Raw genomic sequence first — 18,801 nt, 5'->3', positions numbered from 1 at the left:
GCATCTCGGAAACCAGCGCCCTCTCGTCCTGAGATTCTCGGGTCGCCGCTATGCGGCGCCCGAGAATGGCGGCTGTATCGGCCGACCAGTCGACTTAATCCTCCTCCGGCACCGCCGCGATCGGGAGCGCGCTGGAGCGCTTCACCTGCCCCAGCGCAAAGCTCGACTCGATCGAGGCGACGCCGTCGAGGCGGGTGAGCTTGTCCTTGAGGAAGCGCTCATAGGCCGGCAGGTCGCGCACGACGATGCGCAGCAGGTAGTCGCGCTGGCCGGTCATCAGGTAGCAATCGACGACCTCGGGCCAGCGCGCCACGGCCTGCGAGAACCGGTCGAGCTCGTCCTCGCGCTGGCGCTCCAGCTTGATCGAGACAAAGACGCTGATCGGCAGGCCGACCTTGGTCTGGTCGATGATCGCGGCATAGCCGGTGATGACGCCGGCCTCTTCCAGGATGCGGATGCGGCGCGCGCAGGGCGAGGCAGAGAGGCCGACCCGCTCGGCCAGATCCTGCACCGAGAGGCGTGAATTGATCTGCAACTCCGCGATGATCTTGCGGTCGAGCGCATCGAGGCGCAGGCGTGCCATGCCCTGTCTCCGGTCCCGGCTGAAATCGCTCTATGACAGGAGAGGAAGCTCGCCACCACCGGCATCTCCGTGAAAGCGGCCGGCGGCGATGGCATGCCTCTGGCGCGAACGCGCAGGCCGCGCTATGCGATACCTACAATCCAACGAATGTATGGAAACCAGCTTGGCGATGGTCGACAACGGCGCGCTCCACTGGACCGGCCGGCTCGATCCGGCGGCGGGACCGCGCTACCTGCAGATCGTCGCGCAACTCGAACAGGCCGTCGCGTCCGGGCTGCTGCGGCCGGGTGATCGCCTGCCCCCGCAACGGCGACTGGCCGAGCACCTCGCGGTCGATCTCACCACGGTGACGCGCGCCTTCGGCGAGGCCCGCGAGCGCGGCTTGATCGATGCGGTGACGGGGCGCGGCTCCTTCATCTCGGCGCGGCAGGAGCAGGAAGGGCCGCCGCTCGATCTCAGCATGACCATTCCGCCAGCGCCGAAGGGCCTGCGGCTGGGCGAGTTGATGCAGCGCGGCATCGCCGAAATCCTGGCGCGTAGCGATGCCGACCAGTTGATGAACTATCATGGCGGGGCCGGCTCGCTCGCCGAGCGCGCTGCCGGCGCGGCCTGGCTCGCACCGCTGACGGGTGCGGTTCCGCCGCAACGGATTGCCGTGGTGCCGGGCGCTCAGAACGGGCTCACCGCCCTGCTCTCGCTGCTGGCACGGCCCGGCGACACGATCCTGATGGAGCCGCTGACCTATCCCGGCCTGATCGGTGCGGCGCGGCAGCGCGGACTGACGATCGCGCCGGTAACGAGCGATGCCGATGGCCCTATGCCGGACGCGCTCGACGAAGCCGCGAGCCGCCATGGTGCGAGGCTGTTCGCCCTGACGCCGACATTGCAGAACCCGACCTGCATCACCATTCCGGAACGGCGCCGGCAGGATCTCGTTGCCGTCGCCCGGTACCGCGATCTCATCCTGATCGAGGACGATCCCTATAGCCTGCTCGCAGGCGATGCGCCCGCCCCTCTCGCGGCCCTGGCGCCGGAGCGGACATGGCATGTCGCGACCTTGTCGAAGGTGCTGACCCCCGGCCTGCGCACGGCTTTCGTGGTGACGCCGGAAGGAGCCGACGGCGCTCCGTTCCTCGCTGCGTTGCGGGCAACCGCGCTCATGCCTGCGCCTCTGATGACGGCGCTTGCCGCGCATTGGATCAGGATCGGAGCCGCGAAAGACCTGTTGGACGGCGTGCGGCGCGAGGCGGCCGAACGGCAATTGCTGGCGCGGGAGATTCTGCCGGCGACGATGCAGGCCCATCCGCATGCCCTGCATGTCTGGCAGCCCCTGCCCGCACATTGGGAGCGCGACCGATTGATCGAACGCGCCCGCGAGGCCGGACTCGGCGTGATGGCAGCGGACGCTTTCAGCACGGACGATGCGGCACCTGACGCCATCAGGATCGCGCTCGGCGCGATCCCGGAGCGGGCGCGATTGGCGGAAGCTCTTGGCCTGCTCGCCGGGCTGATCCGGGCGGAGCGCTGAGCGCACCGCCTCAGTTCGAAGCGAGCGGCTTCTCCTGCGGCACCGGGCGGGCGAGCCGGCCTTCCTCCGCCTTGTGGAAATATTGCGAGGCGACCAGCCAGCCCTTGAGCGGCTGCAAGGGCGGAATGCAGGTCAGCAGGATCAGCGGCAGCGTCGTGACCAGATGGACCCAGGTCGGCGGGTTGTAGGCCAGTTCCAGCCAGAGCGGGAAAGCCACCGCCGGGATGCAGAGGAACATCATCACGAAGAAGGCCGGTCCATCCGCCGGATCGGCGAAGGCATAATCCAGGCCGCAATTCTCGCATTTCGGCTTCAGCTTCAGGAAACCCTCGAACATCTTGCCCTGCCCGCAGCGCGGGCAGCGGCCGCGCAGGCCGGTCTTGAGCGGAGAAAGTGGCGGCCAGTGCTCGCCGGACATGGAATGTCTCCTCAGGACGGCGCCGTTCGTTCGGCGTCGCCCTTCAGATCGCGCTCGATGCAGACAATGTCAAGATTGTATGCATCATAGCCGGCTGCCTGCGCGGATCGGTCGCGGGGCACCCGCTCGACCGTCGCGAACACGCGTCATTCTCGGGCTTGACCCGAGAATCTCTGGAAAGCGAGGCGCAGGAGTCTCCTTCGGCAGGAGATGCTCGGGTCAAGCCCGAGCATGACGGCGTTTTGCTCAAATATGCAGCGCGTGGCCCAGCGCCTTCATCGCGGCCTCGGGGAAGGCTTCGCCCAGCGTCGGATGGGCGTGGATCGTACCGGCGATGTCCTGAAGCGTCGCGCCCATCTCGATGGCGAGCCCGAAGGCCGCCGACAATTCCGAGACGCCCTGTCCAACCGCCTGGATGCCAAGCACGAGTTCGCTGCCCGCCTGCGCGACGACGCGCACGAAGCCAGCCTCGGCATGGCGGGTCATTGCCCGGCCATTGGCGGCGAAGGGGAACTGGCCGATCTTGAGTTCATGGCCGGCACGCTTGGCCTCGTCCGGCGAGAGGCCGACCGAGACGATCTCGGGATCGGTAAAGCAGATCGCCGCGATGCCGCGCTTGTCCCAGGCGCGCGGCAAGCCGGCGACGATCTCCGCCACCATCTCGCCCTGCGCCATGGCGCGGTGCGCCAGCATTGGCTCGCCGGTGACGTCGCCGATGGCATAGATGCCGCGCATCGCCGTCTCGCAGCGTTCGCCGATGCGGATGAAACGGCCATCCATGTCGAGCACGAGGTTTTCGAGACCGAGACCATCCGTGACCGGCTTGCGGCCGACCGTGACTAGGATCTTGTCGGCCGGCAGGCTGCGCTCCTTGCCATCGGCCGTCTCGATGCGCAGGCCGTCGCCCTTGGGCGTGGGCCCGAGCGCCTTGGCGCCTAGCAGCACCTCGACGCCGAGCGCGGTCAGGCGCTTGGAGATGGGGCCGGTCAGTTCGGCATCGTAGAGCGGCAGGATCTTGCCCTGCGCCTCGACGACGGTGACCTTGGCACCGAGCTTGGCGAAGGCAGTGCCCAGTTCCAGCCCGATATAGCCGCCGCCGACCACGACGAGGCGCTTCGGGACCTCGGTCAGCGCCAGCGCGCCGGTCGAGGAGATGGTGTTGCCGCCGAAGGGCAGGAAGGGCAATTCGACCGGGGCCGAGCCGGTCGCGATGACGATCGCCTCGGCCTGGATCGTCTTCGGGCCGGTCTCGGTCTCGACAACGACCGTCTTGCCGTCGCGGAAATGGGCGCGGCCATGGACGATCTTGACCTTGGCCTTGCGCAGCAGGCCGGCGACGCCGTTGTTGAGGCGCTGGACGATGCCGTCCTTCCAGGCCACGGCCTGCTTCAGGTCGAGCTTCGGCTCGGCCGCGGTCAGGCCGAAGGGCGTCTTGCCGGCCGCTGCTTCCGCCGCCTTCTCGAACTCCTCGGCGACATGGATCATCGCCTTGGAGGGGATGCAGCCGACATTGAGGCAGGAGCCGCCGAGCTTGGTGCTCTCGACGATGACCGTGTCGATGCCGAGCTGGCCGGCGCGGATGGCGCAGACATAACCGCCGGGGCCGGCGCCGATGACGAGGAGCTTGCAGGTGATCTCGGTCATGGCACGCTCCTCAGATGTCCACGAAGAGCGTGGCCGGGTTCTCCAGCAGCTCCTTCAGCCGCTGCACGAAGACGGCGGCGTCCCAGCCGTCGATGACGCGGTGGTCGAAGCTGGAGGAGAGGTTCATCATCTTGCGCGGCACGAAGGTGGTGCCGTCCCAGACCGGGCGCACCACCATCTTGTTGACGCCGACGATGGCGACTTCCGGATAGTTGATCACCGGCGTCGTCGCGATGCCGCCGAGCGCGCCGAGCGAGGTGATGGTGATCGTCGAGCCGGTCAATTCGTCGCGCGTCGCGGTGCCGTCGCGGCCGCGCTCGGCGAGGCGGGCAAGCTCGATGCCGCAGCCCCAGAGATCGCGCGCCTCGGCATGCTTCACCACCGGCACGATCAGGCCGGTCGGCGTCTGCGTGGCGATACCGATATTGATCGCGGCATGCTGGCGCACGATGCCGGCATCGTCGTCATAGAGCGCGTTCAGCGCTGGCTGCTCGGCGAGCGCCTTGACCATGGCGCGCATCAGGAAGGGCAGCAGCGTCAGCTTCGGCCGCTCCGGCGTCGGCTTCTTGTTGAGCGTCGCGCGCAGGTCCTCCAGCGGCGAGACGTTGATCTCCTCGACGATGGTGATGTGCGGGATGCGCGATTTCGACAGCGCCATCTTCTCGGCGATGCGACGGCGCAGGCCGACGATCTTGACCTCGGTGACGGCGCTCTGCTCGACGAGTCCGCCGCCACGGGCCGGCTCGGGGCCGCGCAGCAGGAAAGCGTCGATATCCTGATGGGTGATGCGGCCGGCAGGACCCGTGCCCTGGACCTGGCGCAGATCGACCCCCGCCTCACGCGCCTTCAGGCGCACGGCCGGCGAAGCGAGCGGCTTCTCGCCCGGCGCACGGCGCTGGGCGGGGGCGGCGCCGGCACGCGCCGGCTTGGGAGCAGGCTGAGACGGTGCAGCCGGCTTGGCGGGGGCCGCCGTCGCGGCAGGCTTTTCCGCCTTGGGCGGAGCAGCGGCAGCAGCCGGCACCGGCTTCTCCGCAGGCGCGTCTTCGGCCGGCTCTTCGGCCGCGGCACTATCGCCCGCGACCTTGAGCTTCACGATGGCCGAGCCGATCGCGACGGTATCGCCGACCTCGGCGCCGACCCAGGTGACCTCGCCCTCGACGGGAGAGGGAATCTCGACCGTCGCCTTGTCGGTCATCACGGCGGCGAGCAGGTCGTCCTCGCGGACGATGTCGCCGACCTTGACGTGCCACTCGATGAGTTCGGCTTCCGCGATGCCCTCGCCGACATCCGGCAGCTTGATGATGCGCTCGGCCATCAGCGTGCCTCCATGATGTCTAGCAACGCCTGTCCGAGGCGGGCGGGGCCGGGGAAATAGTCCCATTCCTGCGCATGCGGATAGGGCGTGTCCCAACCGGTGACGCGCATGACCGGCGCCTCCAGATGGTAGAAGCAGTGTTCCTGCACCAGCGCCGCAAGCTCACCGCCGAAGCCGGAGGTCAGCGTCGCCTCGTGCAGCACGATGCAGCGCCCGGTCTTCTGGACGGACGCCAGGATCGCTTCGAGATCGAGCGGGACGAGCGTACGCAGGTCGATCACCTCGGCATCGATGCCGGTGTCCTCGGCGGCAGCCAGCGCGACATGGACCATGGTGCCGTAGGCGAGGATGGTGACGGCGGAGCCCTCGCGCCGCGTCACCGCCTTGCCCAGCGGCACGGTGTAATGGCCTTCCGGCACCTCGGCGAGCTCATGCTTCGACCAGGCCGTGACCGGGCGGTCGTGATGGCCGTCGAAGGGGCCGTTATAGAGCCGCTTCGGCTCCAGGAAGATCACCGGGTCGGGGTCCTCGATCGCCGCGATCAGCAACCCCTTGGCGTCATAGGGGTTGGAGGGGACGATCGTCTTCAGGCCCGCGACATGGGTGAAGAGCGCTTCCGGGCTCTGGCTATGGGTCTGGCCGCCGAAGATGCCGCCGCCGGTCGGCATGCGGATAACCATCGGACAGGTGAAGTCACCGGCCGAGCGGTAGCGCAGGCGGGCCGCCTCCGAGACGATCTGGTCATAGGCCGGATACATGTAGTCGGCGAACTGGATCTCGATGCAGGGCTTGAGGCCGTAGGAGGCCATGCCGATCGCCGTGCCGACGATGCCGGCCTCGCTGATCGGCGCATCGAAACAGCGGGACATCCCGTATTTCTGCTGCAAACCGTGGGTGCAGCGGAAGACGCCGCCGAAGAAGCCGACATCCTCGCCGAAGACCACGACATCGTCGTCGCGGCCCATGGAGACGTCCATGGCGGAGCGGATCGCCTCGATCATCGTCATGCGTGCCATCGCGTCAGACTCCGATCTGCTGGCGCTGGCGGCGCAGATGCGGCGGCAGCTCGGCATAGACGTCCTCGAAGATGTCGCGCGCCGAGGGCTTGCCACCGGAATGCAGGGTGCCGAAGCTCTCGGCCTCCTTCTGCGCGGCGATGACGGTGGCGAGAATCTCGGCCTCCGCCTGCTTGTGGCGCTCTTCCGACCAGGCACCGACCGCGATCAGATGCTGCTTCAAGCGGATCAGCGGGTCGCCCAGCGGCCAATCGTCGGATTCGTGCTTGGGGCGATAGGCGGAGGGGTCGTCCGAGGTGGAATGGGCGCCGGCGCGATAGGTGACGTATTCGACCAGCGTCGGACCCAGATTGCGGCGGGCGCGCTCGACCGCCCATTGCGCGACCGCATAGACCGCGAGGTAGTCGTTGCCGTCGACGCGCAGCGCCGGGATGCCGAAGCCGAGGCCGCGCGCCGCGAAGGTGCCGGAGCCGCCCCGCGCGATGCCCTGGAAGGTCGAGATCGCCCACTGGTTGTTGACGACGTTGAGCACGACGGGCGCCTTGTAGGTCGAGGCGAAGACGAGCGCGGCGTGGAAATCCGATTCCGCCGTCGAGCCGTCGCCGATCCAGGCGGCGGCGATGCGGGTGTCGTTCTTGATCGCCGAGGCCATCGCCCAGCCGACGGCCTGGACGTATTGCGTCGCGAGATTGCCGGAGATCGAGAAGAAGCCGTGCTCCTTGGAGGAGTACATCACCGGCAATTGCCGGCCCTTCATCGGGTCGCGCTCGTTCGAGTAGATCTGGCACATCATGTCGACGAGCGGATAATCGTGCGCGATCAGCAGGCCGGCCTGGCGATAGGTCGGGAAGTTCATGTCGCCGGGCTGGAGCGCGATGCGGAAGGCGCAACTCACCGCCTCCTCGCCCGTATGCTGCATGTAGAACGAGGTCTTGCCCTGGCGCTGGGCCATCTGCATGCGCCCGTCGAAGGTGCGCAGCGTCATCATGTGGCGCAGGCCCCGGATCAGGTCGTCATGCGAGAGATCGGGCACCCAGGGGCCGACCGCCTCGCCCTCGCGGTCGAGCACGCGGATGATCGAGTAGGCGAGGTCGCGGATGTCCTTGGGATCGACATCGACCGGCGGCCGCGCGACCGAGCCCGCCTTCGGGATCACGACATGGGAGAAGTCCGGCTTCTCGCCCGGTCGGCTCGCTGGTTTCGGGACATGGAACTGCAGTGGCTGGGTTGCTGCCGGCGCCTGGCCTGACTTGTCGCTGCTCATGAGCGCCTCCATCCCTGACGCCGCCAGCATTCCGCCTTCGCACGCATCCCGCAAGCGCCCTCTCGCGCTCCTCGTGATGCGGCAGGACGCACAGCCGGCCGGCGATCGTTCCCCTTGCAACCAACGCTAGCGGGGACGGTTCGGAGGTTCATTCCGAATTTGCCGGAAACGGCGAAATCAGGCAGAAGAAATTCCTGACATACACCATTTTTCCAGAATGATCATCCGATGAAAAAAAAGAGCCAGAACGGTCCTGCTCTCGATCTGATCGATCGCAAGATTCTCGCTGCGTTGCGGGATGACGGGCGGCTGACGACACAGGCCCTGGCCGAGAAGGTCGGGCTTTCGCCCTCGCCCTGCTGGACGCGGGTGAAGCGCTTGGAGGAATCCGGCGCGATCGAGAAATATGTCGCGCTGCTCGACCACAAGGCGCTCGGCTACAACAACATCGTCTTCGTCGAGATCACACTCGACAAGCATGACGACCAAGTGCTCGACCAGTGCGGCGAGGCGCTGAGCCGCGCGCCGGAGGTCGTCGAGGCGCATCTCGTGACCGGCGAATACGACTATCTCGCCAAGGTCGTGGTCAGCGGCACCGACCATTACGAGCGCTTCCTGCGCGGAACGATCTACCGCATTCCCGGCGTCCGGCAGACGCGGACGACCTTCGGGCTGAGGGCGTTGAAGCGGACGCTCTCGGTCGATCCACTGAAAGTGGTGGGGTAAGTAAGCCGTCATGCTCGGGCTTGACCCGAGCATCTCCTGCCGAAAGAGGCTCCTTGAGCCTCACCGGCCTGAGATTCTCGGGTCTCCGCTTCGCTTCGCCCGAAAATGACGGGTTTTGCGAACGCTCTACGCCAGCATATCCCGCACCAGCGGCACGACCTTCTCGCCGTAGAGCCGGATGCACTCCATCGCCTTCTCGTGCTCCAGCGGGCCGGCGCTGTACTTCAGCTGGAACCGGGCGATGCCCAGGCCCTTGGCCGTCGCGGCGATCTTGCGGGCCACCGTCTCGGGCGAGCCGAGATAGAGCGAGCCGCGCGAGACCTCCTGCTCGAACTCGTCCCGGCCCATCGGCGGCCAGCCGCGCTCGGCGCCGATGCGGTCGCGCATCTGCTTGTAGGCCGGGAAGAACTCCTCCCTGGCCTGCTCGTCGGTGGCCGCGACATAGCCCGGCGAATGCACGCCGACGGGCTTGGCCGGCTTGCCGATCTGGCCATAGGCGCGGTGGTACAAGTCCACGAACGGCTTGAAGCGCTGCGGGTCGCCGCCGATGATGGCGAGCATTAGCGGCAGATCGTAGCGCACCGCGCGCACCACCGATTCCGGGCTGCCGCCGACGCCGATCCAGGTCTTGAGCGGACCATGCTCGATCGGCGGATAGACCAGCTGGTCCTTGAGCGGCGGGCGGATCGAGCCCTGCCAGGTCAATGGCTCCTGCGGCAGCAGGCCGGCGAAGAGGTCGAGCTTCTCCTCGAACAGCTTCTCGTAATCGCGCAGGTCCAGCCCGAAGAGCGGGAAGGACTCGGTGAAGGAGCCGCGGCCGAGGATGACCTCGGCGCGGCCGTTCGAGAGCGCATCGACCGTCGCGAAACGCTGGAAGACGCGGATCGGATCGTCCGAGCTCAGCACGGTCACGGCCGAGCCGAGCTTGATCCGGCTGGTGCGCGTGGCCATGCCGGCCAGCACCGTCTCCGGCGAGGACACCGCGAAATCGGCGCGATGATGCTCGCCGACACCGATGAAATCGATGCCGATCTCGTCGGCCAGGACGGCTTCGTCGACGAGATTGCGGATCACCTGCGCATGCGGCAGCGGCTTGCCGTCCGCCCCGTTGGTGACGTCGCCGAAGGTGTCGAGCCCGAATTCCAGTTCCTGTGCCATGATCATCCCGAGGCCGCGACGCGACCCTTTGCCTGCCGGCCATCCCGGCCTCCGGGAGTTAGGGTCGGGATTGCCGCAGCGCAATTCTCCAGGCGTTGCCCTGCCAGCAACAGGCTGTTTGCAGGAATGCAACCGCCGCGCTTGCATCGCCCACGCAAGCTGCCGATGCTCGGGCGCGCGGCGATATTCGGCCGCCTCTGAGCCGACGCCATGATCATTCGCCAGCTGGTCTATCTCGACGCGCTCGCCCGCGAGAAGCATTTCCGCCGCGCGGCCGAGGCCTGCCATGTCTCGCAGCCGACACTCTCGGCCGCGATCGTGCAGCTCGAGGAAGAGCTCGGCGTGATGATCGTCGAGCGCGGGCGACGCTTCCAGGGCTTCACCAAGGAGGGCGAGGTCGTGCTCGCCCATGCCCGCCGCATCCTGGCCGAGGCCGAGGTGATGAAGGATTCGATCGCCGAACTGCGCGAAGGCGTCTCGGGTCGCGTCCGGCTCGGCGCGATCCCGACGGCGCTGCCGATGATCGCCCATATCACCGCGCCGTTCTCGGAGCGCTATCCGGCGGTGTCGCTGACCGTGCTCTCGCTGACCTCGCAGGAAATCCAGGAGCGGATCGACAATTTCGAGCTCGATGTCGGCCTGACCTATCTCGACAACGAACCGCTCGACCGGGTGATCTCCAAGCCGATCTACCAGGAATCCTATGTGCTGCTGACGCGCGAGGATGGGCCGCTCGGCGCGCGCGACACCATCTCCTGGGTCGAGGCGGCCGAGCAGAAGCTCTGCCTGCTCACCGGCGACATGCAGAACCGGCGCATCATCGACGGCATCTTCCGCTCGGTCGGCACGGCGCCGCGCCCGTCCATCGAGACCAACTCGATCTTCAACCTCTGTTCGCATGCCGGCATCCAGGGCATCGCCAGCATCGTCTCGCTGCAATTGCTGGAGTTCTTCGGCGTGCCGCTCGGCACCAAGGCGCTGCCGCTGGTCGAGCCGGAGGCGCAGCGCACGATCGGGCTGATCGTGGCGGACCGGCAACCGGTGGCGCCGCTCGCGCGCAACCTCCTGATGATGACGAAGCCGGTAACCGACGCGCGGCTGCCGCGGCGCCCGATCGTACGATAGAGTTCGTCTATCGTCTTAGAAGCAGCGCAGCATTGTGCGGCGCAAAGCGGCAGCTTTCCGAAATTTTCAAGTCACGAGAACGGAGCATTCAAGCCGCATCAGCGGCTATCGCTCCGTTTTGATAGCCACCGCCTATCACACCTTCGAAAGAAACGATTTGAAATCATTCCAGTTTCAACCACCCTCCCCTTAACGAGCGCCCGGCGAACCGGGCCTATGGAGGAAAGATGGCGGCTTATACGGCCTGGGATCAGGACAGCGCACGCATGATCGTCGCGGGGCTGGCGCATCTGGAAGGCGCCACGCTGCCGATGCTGCACGCCCTGCAGGACGAGTTCGGCTATGTCGATCCGCAGGCCGTGCCGCTGATCGCGGAGGCGCTGAACCTGTCGCGCGCCGAGGTCCATGGCGCGATCTCCTTCTATCACGACTTCAAGACCGCCCCGCAGCCGGCCCGCATCGTCAAGCTCTGCCGGGCCGAGGCCTGCCAGGCTTTGGGCTGCGAAACGGTCGTCGATGACCTCGCCCGCACATATGGCATCACGGTCGACGACCACCATGCCGGCGACGCCATCGTCGAAACGGTGTATTGTCTCGGCAATTGCGCGCTCGGGCCCTCGGCCTTGGTCGATGGCGAACTGATCGGGCGCGTCGATGCCGCCCGCATCGCCGGGCTTTGCCAGCACGGAAGGGCGCATTCATGAGCGCCAACCCGGTCCGCATCTTCGTCCCCATCGACGCTGCCGCCCTGTCGGTCGGCGCGGAGGCCGTCACGCAGGCCATTACCAACGAAGCGGCGGCGCGCGGCCTTTCCGTCGAGATCGTCCGCAACGGCTCGCGCGGCATGCTCTGGCTGGAGCCCATGGTCGAGGTCGAGACGAACGAGGGCCGGATCGCCTATGGGCCGGTCGCGGCCAAGGATGTGCCCTCGCTTTTCGATGCCGGCTTCGTCACGGGCGGCGCGCATGGCTTGCGTCTCGGCAAGACCGAGGAGCTCGACTGGATGAAGCGCCAGCAGCGCCTCACCTTCGAGCGCGTCGGCGTCATCGATCCGCTCTCAATTGCAGACTATCGCGCCCATGGCGGCTTCAAGGGGCTGGAGAAGGCCCTCGCGCTCACCGGTGGCGAGATCGTCGAGGCGGTGAAGGCGTCCGGCCTGCGCGGACGCGGGGGCGCCGGCTTCCCCACCGGCATCAAGTGGAAGACGGTCCACGACGCCAGGGCGGAGCAGAAATACATCGTCTGCAATGCCGACGAGGGCGATAGCGGCACCTTCGCCGACCGCATGCTGTTCGAAGGCGACCCCTATCTCGTGATCGAGGGCATGGCGATCGCTGCGATCGCAGTCGGGGCGACGCGCGGCTATATCTACCTGCGCTCGGAATATCCGCATGCCCATCGCACGCTTCAGCGCGCCATCCTGAAGGCCGAAGCCGCCGGGATGATCGGCGCTTCGGTGCTGGGCTCGCAGCACGCTTTTCATCTCGAAGTGCGGCTCGGCGCAGGCGCCTATATCTGCGGCGAGGAGACCTCCCTGCTGGAGAGCCTTGAAGGCAAGCGCGCCATCGTCCGGGCCAAGCCGCCGCTGCCGGCCTTGCAAGGGCTCTTCGGCAAGCCGACCGTCGTCAACAACGTGCTCTCCTTCGCCGCCGTGCCGTGGATCATGGATCATGGCGCCCAGGCCTATGCCGATTACGGCATGGGCCGCTCGCGCGGCACGCTGCCGATCCAGCTCGGCGGCAATGTCAGGCGCGGCGGGCTGATCGAGCTCGCCTTCGGCATCTCGTTGCGCGAGATCATCGAGGATATGGGCGGCGGCACGCTCTCGGGCCGGCCGATCCGGGCCGTGCAGGTCGGCGGGCCGCTCGGCGCCTACCTCACGGCCGGGCAGCTCGACGTGCAGATGGATTACGAGGCGCTCGCCGCGATGCGCGCCATGCTCGGCCATGGCGGCATCGTCGTGTTCGACGACAGCGTCGACATGGCCAAGCAGGCCCGCTTCGCCTTCGAATTCTGCGCCAAGGAAAGCTGCGGCAAGTGCACGCCCTGCCGCATCGGCGCGACGCGTGGCGTCGAAACTATGGACCGCATTATCGCCGGCACCGAAGTTCCCAAGAACATCGCCGTGCTGCGCGATCTTTCGAAGCTGATGACCGATGCCTCGCTCTGCGCCATGGGCGGGCTAACGCCGATGCCGGTGCTGAGCGCGCTGAACCATTTCCCCGAGGATTTCGACCGTCCTCCGCTGCCAATGGCAGCCGAGTGAGGAGGCTGAGATGAGCCTGATCAAGGAAATCGACTACGGCACGCCGATCCGGCTTTCCGAGAAGACGGTGACGCTGACTATCGACGGCCAGAGCGTCACGGTGCCGGCCGGCACCTCGGTGATGGCGGCGGCGATGAGCCTGGGCACCAAGATCCCCAAGCTTTGCGCCACCGACTCGCTCGAACCCTTCGGCTCCTGCCGGCTCTGCCTCGTCGAGATCGAGGGGCGGCGCGGCACGCCCGCTTCCTGCACCACGCCGGCGGAAGACGGCATGATCATCCGCACCCAGTCGGAGAACCTCTCCGGCCTGCGCAAGGGCGTGATGGAGCTCTACATCTCCGACCATCCGCTGGACTGCCTGACCTGTTCGGCCAATGGCGATTGCGAATTGCAGGACATGGCCGGCGCGGTGGGCCTGCGCGAGGTGCGCTACGGCTATGAGGGCGAGAACCACGTCTTCGCCAAGGGCAAGGACAGCGCGGTCAACGAGAACTGGCTCGCGAAGGACACCTCCAACCCCTATTTCACCTACGACCCGTCGAAATGCATCGTCTGCAATCGTTGTGTGCGGGCCTGCGAGGAGGTGCAGGGCACCTTCGCGCTGACGATCACCGGCCGCGGCTTCGACTCGCGCGTCGCGGCGGGACCGACCGATTTCCTGGGATCCGAATGCGTCTCCTGCGGCGCCTGCGTGCAGGCCTGCCCGACGGCGACGCTGATGGAGAACAAGGTCATCGAGCATGGCCAGCCCGAGCATTCGGTGGTCACGACCTGCGCCTATTGCGGCGTCGGCTGCTCGTTCAAGGCGGAGATGCAGGGCGACCGCGTCATCCGCATGGTGCCCTACAAGGACGGCAAGGCGAACGAGGGCCATAGCTGCGTCAAGGGCCGCTTCGCCTGGGGCTATGCCACCCATACCGACCGCATGACCAAGCCGATGATCCGGGCGAAGATCACGGACCCGTGGCGCGAAGTCTCATGGGACGAGGCGATCAACTACGCGGCCTCCGAGTTCAAGCGTATCCAGGCGAAATATGGCCGTGAATCGGTCGGCGCCATCACATCCTCGCGCTGCACCAACGAAGAGGTCTTCCTCGTCCAGAAACTGGTGCGCGCCGCCTTCCGCAACAACAATGTCGATACCTGCGCCCGCGTCTGCCATTCGCCGACCGGCTATGGCTTGCGGACAACGCTCGGCACCTCGGCCGGCACGCAGGACTTCAAGTCCGTCGCCAAATCCGACGTCATCCTCGTCATCGGCGCCAACCCGACCGACGGCCACCCGGTCTTCGCCTCGCGGATGAAGAAGCGCATCCGTGAGGGCGCCCGCCTGATCGTCGCCGATCCCCGCAAGATCGACATGGTGCAGTCCCCGCATGTGAAGGCGGACTACCACCTGCCGCTGAGGCCCGGCACAAATGTCGCGCTGCTCAATGCGCTCAGCCATGTCGTCGTCACCGAGGGGCTGATCGACGAGGCCTATGTGCGCGAGCGTTGCGATCTCGGCGATTTCGAGCACTGGGCGCGTTTCGTCGCCCGCGAGGAGAATTCGCCCGAGGCAAGCGAGCAATATACCGGCGTGCCGGCGGCGGATGTGCGCGCCGCGGCACGGCTCTATGCCACCGGCGGCAATGGCGCGATCTATTACGGGCTCGGCGTCACCGAACACAGCCAGGGCTCGACCACGGTGATGGCGATGGCCAACCTCGCCATGGCGATCGGCAATATCGGGCGCGACGGCGTCGGCATCAATCCGCTGCGCGGGCAGAACAATGTCCAGGGCTCCTGCGACATGGGCTCTTTCCCGCACGAATTCTCGGGCTATCGCCACGTCTCCGACGACTCGACCCGGCAGGTCTTCGAGATGCTCTGGGGCGTGCCGCTCGATCCCGAGCAGGGCCTGCGCATCACCAACATGCTGGACGAGGCGGTCGGCGGCACCTTCAAGGGCCTCTATGTCCAGGGCGAGGATATCGCCCAGTCCGACCCGAACACCAAGCATGTCACGGCCGGCCTGGCCTCGATGGAATGCGTCGTCATCCAGGACATCTTCCTGAACGAGACGGCGAAATACGCCCATGTCTTCCTGCCGGGCGCCTCCTTCCTGGAGAAGGACGGCACCTTCACCAATGCCGAGCGGCGCATCAACCGCGTCCGGCAGGTCATGGCGCCGCTCGCAGGCAAGGACGAGTGGCAGGTCACGATCGACCTAGCCCGCGCGCTCGGCTACGAGATGAGCTACAGCCATCCCAGCGAGATCATGGACGAGATCGCGCGGCTGACGCCGAGCTTCGCAGGCGTCTCCTACGACAAGCTCGACAAGCTCGGCTCGGTGCAGTGGCCCTGCAACGACAAGGCGCCGACCGGCACGCCCTTGATGCATGTCGACCGCTTCGTGCGCGGCAAGGGCAAGTTCATGATCACCGAGTACATCGCGACCGACGAGCGGACGGGGCCGCGCTTCCCGTTGCTGCTCACCACCGGCCGTATCCTCTCGCAATACAATGTCGGCGCGCAGACAAGGCGCACCGAGAACGGCGCCTGGCATGACGAGGACGTGCTGGAGATCCATGCCTTCGACGCCGAGAGCCGCGGCATCCGCGACGGCGATCTCGTCGCGCTCGCCAGCCGCTCGGGCGACATCGCGCTCCGGGCCGTGATCTCCGAGCGGATGCAGCCGGGCGTGGTCTATACGACCTTCCACCATGCCAAGACCGGCGCGAACGTCATCACGACCGACTATTCGGACTGGGCGACGAACTGCCCGGAATATAAGGTCACCGCCGTCGAGGTTCGCCGCACCAACGCCTATTCCGCCTGGCAGGAGAAGAATTTCGAGGAGGACGTGACCTTGCGCCGGATCGCGGAGCGCCTGCCCGATGCCGCGGAATAACCGCGAAGCCCAGCCACCGGCCTCGGCCGCCGTCACCGCCGATCCGCTGCGCTTCGGCGCGGCGCGGGAAGCCGCGCGCGAGATCGAGGTCGCGGTCGAGACGCCGATCAACATCGTCTACGGCAACATGCCCTATGCGGTGATGATGGCGAGCCCGTCCGATCTGGAGGATTTCGTTGCCGGCTTCAGCCTGACCGAAGGCATCGTGCGCGGGGCGGACGAAATCCGCGGCATCGCCGTGGAGCCGAAGGACGAGGGCGTCATCGTCACGGTCGAGCTCGCGCCCGGCCGCTTCCGCGAGCATCTGGCGCGGCGGCGCAATCTCTCGGGCCGCACCTCCTGCGGACTCTGCGGGGTCGAGACCATCGCGGAAATCCCGATGGCCGATGCGGCGGCGCGGGCTTCGCGTGCCGTCTCCGCATCGGCGATCGAGGCCGCGCTCGCGGCGCTCGACAAGCATCAGCCGCTGAACCAGCTCACCCGCGCCGTCCATGCCGCCGCCTGGTGCGATGCCTCGGGCGCGATCCTGGCGGTGCGCGAGGATGTCGGCCGCCACAATGCGCTCGACAAGCTGATCGGCGCCCGGCTCCGCGCCGGGGCCGATGCCGGCGAAGGTTTCCTGCTCGTCACCAGCCGCGCCTCGTTCGAGATGGTCGAGAAGGCCGCGATCTTCGGCGCCGGCACGCTGGTCGCGATCTCCGCGCCGACCTCGCTTGCAATCGAGCGCGCCCGGCATCTCGGCCTGACGCTCGCCGCCGTCGCACGACGCGACGGCTGCATCGTCTTCACCGGTGCGCTCGCGCCAGAGCCTGAGACGATCGCCCGATGACGGAGGCTGGCCTGACCACCGATCACCACGCTGAAAACGTCGAGAAGCTCCGGCGCATGGCCGGGCAGATCGCCGATTTCTTCAAGGCCTATCCGGAGGCGGAAGCGGCCGCTTCCGTCGCCGACCATATCAACCAGTTCTGGACCGGACGCATGCGCGGGGACTTCCTCGCCGCCTTCGCCAACCGGCCGGAGGACCTCACGCCCCTGCTGCGGCATGCCCTGCCGCGGATCAGGCCGGGGCGCGGAGGTTAGCAGCCAGACGCCGGTTCTGCCGGCGATGAGAACACACAAGCGAGCTGGGACCCTACCCGGCCCGAACGGCGAAGCTTTGGGGAAAGGACACCGGGAATGAGCGTCGCACAGGATATCGGACAGGTCGGGGGCGGCATTGGCCTGCTCGACCGCGAACGGACTATCGCCAAGCCGGGCTTCAACCGCTGGCTCGTGCCACCGGCTGCGCTCTGCATCCATCTCTGCATCGGCATGGCCTATGGCTTCTCGGTGTTCTGGCTGCCGCTGAGCCAGGCGATCGGCATCACCAAGCCCGTCGCCTGCGCGGCGGATGTCGGCCTGATCGGCTCGCTGTTCACCACGGCCTGCGACTGGAAGGTCGCCGATCTCGGCTGGATGTACACCCTGTTCTTCGTCTTCCTGGGCTCCTCGGCCGCGATCTGGGGCGGCTGGCTCGAGCGCGTCGGACCGCGCAAGGCGGCCTTCGTCTCGACCTTGTGCTGGTGCGGCGGTCTCTTGATCTCGGCGCTGGGCATCTACACGCACCAGCTCTGGCTGATGTGGGTCGGCTCCGGCGTGATCGGCGGCATCGGTCTCGGCCTCGGCTATATCTCGCCGGTCTCGACGCTGGTGAAATGGTTCCCGGACCGGCGCGGCATGGCGACCGGCATGGCGATCATGGGCTTCGGCGGCGGCGCCATGATCGGCTCGCCGCTGGCGGACATGCTGATGAACACGTTCAAGACGCCCGCCTCGGTCGGCGTCTGGCAGACCTTCGTCGCGATGGCCGCGATCTACTTCGTCTTCATGATGGCCGGCACCTTCGGCTATCGCGTGCCGCCGGCGAACTGGCGCCCGGAAGGCTGGACGCCGCCGGTGACCCAGAACGCGATGATCACCTCCGGCCACGTCCATCTCCAGAACGCGCACAAGACCAAGCAGTTCTGGCTGATCTGGGCCGTGCTCTGCCTCAACGTCTCCGCCGGCATCGGCGTGCTCGGCATGGCCTCGCCGATGTTGCAGGAGATCTTCGCGGGCTCGCTGATCGGCAAGCCGGAGATCGGCTTCGCCGCGCTCGATGCCGGCCAGAAGACGCAGATCGCCACGATCGCGGCGGCCTTCGTCGGCCTGCTCTCGCTGTTCAACATCGTCGGGCGCTTCTTCTGGGCCTCGCTCTCGGACAAGCTCGGGCGCAAGCTGACCTATGCCACCTTCTTCGGGCTCGGCATCCTGCTCTATGCGCTCTCGCCCTGGGCGGCGCATGCCGGATCGCTCGCGCTCTTCGTCGGCTTTTTCTGCATCATCCTGTCGATGTATGGCGGCGGCTTCGCGACGGTCCCGGCCTATCTCGCCGACATGTTCGGCACGCAGTTCGTCGGCGCCATCCATGGCCGCCTGCTGACGGCGTGGTCGACCGCCGGCATCATCGGCCCGGTGGTGGTGAACTATATCCGCGAGGCGCAGATCAATGCCGGGGTGCCGCGTGCGCAGGTCTATGACCGCACCATGTATATCCTCGCAGGCATGCTGGTGCTCGGCTTCCTCTGCAACCTGCTGGTGCGCCCGGTTGCGACCAAATGGTTCATGAAGGAAGCCGAGGTCGCAGCGCTGCAGAAGCGGTCGGCGAGCGTCGACGCGACGGCCCATTACGGCTCCTGCGGCATCGGCAAGGGCAGTTTCAACGGCCCGGCCCTGCTCGCCTGGGCGGTCGTCGGCCTGCCGATCGCCTGGGGCGTCTGGATCACGCTGTCGAAGTCGCTGGCGCTGTTCCGCTGAGCGGCGAGATCACCGGCCAATCGGGGG

17 protein-coding genes are annotated in these 18,801 nt (G+C 67.0%); 9 read left to right on the top strand and 8 right to left on the bottom strand.

Annotated elements, in window-relative coordinates:
• Positions 1–94 precede the first annotated feature (94 nt).
• Entirely contained in the window at positions 95–583 is a 489-nt protein-coding gene (locus tag AC3WMA_RS22810) for an Lrp/AsnC family transcriptional regulator (RefSeq protein ID WP_113587173.1), read from the bottom strand.
• 169 nt (positions 584–752) lie between these two features.
• Between AC3WMA_RS22810 and AC3WMA_RS22805 the strand changes: the two genes are divergently transcribed.
• Positions 753–2,111: an aminotransferase-like domain-containing protein gene (locus tag AC3WMA_RS22805; protein ID WP_492287644.1), complete on the top strand. Its 1,359-nt coding sequence runs from the start codon at positions 753–755 to the stop codon at positions 2,109–2,111.
• Positions 2,112–2,121: 10 nt separating this feature from the next.
• Here AC3WMA_RS22805 and AC3WMA_RS22800 read toward each other — a convergent pair whose 3' ends face one another.
• The 6 genes from AC3WMA_RS22800 to AC3WMA_RS22775 form a co-directional block, all read right to left on the bottom strand.
• Positions 2,122–2,529, bottom strand: coding sequence for a DUF983 domain-containing protein (locus AC3WMA_RS22800; protein ID WP_492287612.1), 408 nt, complete (start codon positions 2,527–2,529; stop codon positions 2,122–2,124).
• Positions 2,530–2,540: 11 nt separating this feature from the next.
• Positions 2,541–2,672, bottom strand: coding sequence for a hypothetical protein (locus tag AC3WMA_RS22795; protein WP_492287611.1), 132 nt, complete (start codon positions 2,670–2,672; stop codon positions 2,541–2,543).
• A gap of 103 nt (positions 2,673–2,775) precedes the next feature.
• A complete protein-coding gene (gene lpdA, locus AC3WMA_RS22790) occupies positions 2,776–4,173 on the bottom strand; it encodes a dihydrolipoyl dehydrogenase (RefSeq protein WP_492287610.1) in 1,398 nt (465 codons plus the stop codon).
• Positions 4,174–4,183: 10 nt separating this feature from the next.
• Positions 4,184–5,488: a dihydrolipoamide acetyltransferase family protein gene (locus tag AC3WMA_RS22785; RefSeq protein WP_492287609.1), complete on the bottom strand. Its 1,305-nt coding sequence runs from the start codon at positions 5,486–5,488 to the stop codon at positions 4,184–4,186.
• On the bottom strand, positions 5,488–6,504 hold the full coding sequence (locus tag AC3WMA_RS22780; RefSeq protein WP_492287608.1) for an alpha-ketoacid dehydrogenase subunit beta: 1,017 nt from the start codon (positions 6,502–6,504) through the stop codon (positions 5,488–5,490). Before AC3WMA_RS22780 ends, AC3WMA_RS22785 begins: the two co-directional genes overlap by 1 nt.
• Positions 6,505–6,508: 4 nt before the next feature.
• Positions 6,509–7,768: a 3-methyl-2-oxobutanoate dehydrogenase (2-methylpropanoyl-transferring) subunit alpha gene (locus AC3WMA_RS22775; protein WP_492287607.1), complete on the bottom strand. Its 1,260-nt coding sequence runs from the start codon at positions 7,766–7,768 to the stop codon at positions 6,509–6,511.
• A 228-nt stretch (positions 7,769–7,996) separates the two neighbouring features.
• Between AC3WMA_RS22775 and AC3WMA_RS22770 the strand changes: the two genes are divergently transcribed.
• Entirely contained in the window at positions 7,997–8,494 is a 498-nt protein-coding gene (locus tag AC3WMA_RS22770) for an Lrp/AsnC family transcriptional regulator (protein WP_492287606.1), read from the top strand.
• Positions 8,495–8,620: 126 nt separating this feature from the next.
• On the opposite strand, the gene AC3WMA_RS22765 is transcribed toward AC3WMA_RS22770, so the two are convergent.
• Entirely contained in the window at positions 8,621–9,652 is a 1,032-nt protein-coding gene (locus tag AC3WMA_RS22765; protein ID WP_492287605.1) for an LLM class flavin-dependent oxidoreductase, read from the bottom strand.
• A gap of 210 nt (positions 9,653–9,862) precedes the next feature.
• On the opposite strand from AC3WMA_RS22765, the gene AC3WMA_RS22760 reads away from it, so the two are divergent.
• The 7 genes from AC3WMA_RS22760 (at position 9,863) to AC3WMA_RS22730 (ending at position 18,774) form a co-directional block, all read left to right on the top strand.
• On the top strand, positions 9,863–10,777 hold the full coding sequence (locus tag AC3WMA_RS22760) for a LysR family transcriptional regulator (RefSeq protein WP_492287604.1): 915 nt from the start codon (positions 9,863–9,865) through the stop codon (positions 10,775–10,777).
• A gap of 227 nt (positions 10,778–11,004) precedes the next feature.
• Positions 11,005–11,481 (top strand): NAD(P)H-dependent oxidoreductase subunit E, encoded by a 477-nt coding sequence (locus AC3WMA_RS22755; RefSeq protein ID WP_492287603.1) that lies wholly within the window; start codon positions 11,005–11,007, stop codon positions 11,479–11,481.
• A complete protein-coding gene (locus AC3WMA_RS22750) occupies positions 11,478–13,043 on the top strand; it encodes a formate dehydrogenase beta subunit (protein ID WP_492287602.1) in 1,566 nt (521 codons plus the stop codon). The genes AC3WMA_RS22755 and AC3WMA_RS22750 overlap by 4 nt, the downstream gene beginning before the upstream one ends.
• Before the next feature lie 10 nt (positions 13,044–13,053).
• On the top strand, positions 13,054–15,936 hold the full coding sequence (fdhF, locus tag AC3WMA_RS22745) for a formate dehydrogenase subunit alpha (RefSeq protein WP_492287601.1): 2,883 nt from the start codon (positions 13,054–13,056) through the stop codon (positions 15,934–15,936).
• The gene (gene fdhD, locus AC3WMA_RS22740; RefSeq protein ID WP_492287600.1) at positions 15,923–16,765 is read left to right on the top strand and encodes a formate dehydrogenase accessory sulfurtransferase FdhD; all 843 of its coding nucleotides are present in this window, start codon (positions 15,923–15,925) and stop codon (positions 16,763–16,765) included. Before fdhF ends, fdhD begins: the two co-directional genes overlap by 14 nt.
• Complete coding sequence (locus AC3WMA_RS22735) at positions 16,762–17,019, top strand: formate dehydrogenase subunit delta (RefSeq protein WP_492287599.1); 258 nt, start codon at positions 16,762–16,764, stop codon at positions 17,017–17,019. The genes fdhD and AC3WMA_RS22735 overlap by 4 nt, the downstream gene beginning before the upstream one ends.
• A 96-nt stretch (positions 17,020–17,115) precedes the next feature.
• Entirely contained in the window at positions 17,116–18,774 is a 1,659-nt protein-coding gene (locus tag AC3WMA_RS22730) for an OFA family MFS transporter (protein ID WP_492287598.1), read from the top strand.
• Positions 18,775–18,801: the final 27 nt, after the last annotated feature.

Source organism: Allobosea sp. FW305-C-101, from assembly GCF_058783685.1.
The sequence above is the reverse complement of the archived record's forward strand: the minus strand, read 5'-3'. Positions and strand labels throughout refer to the sequence as shown.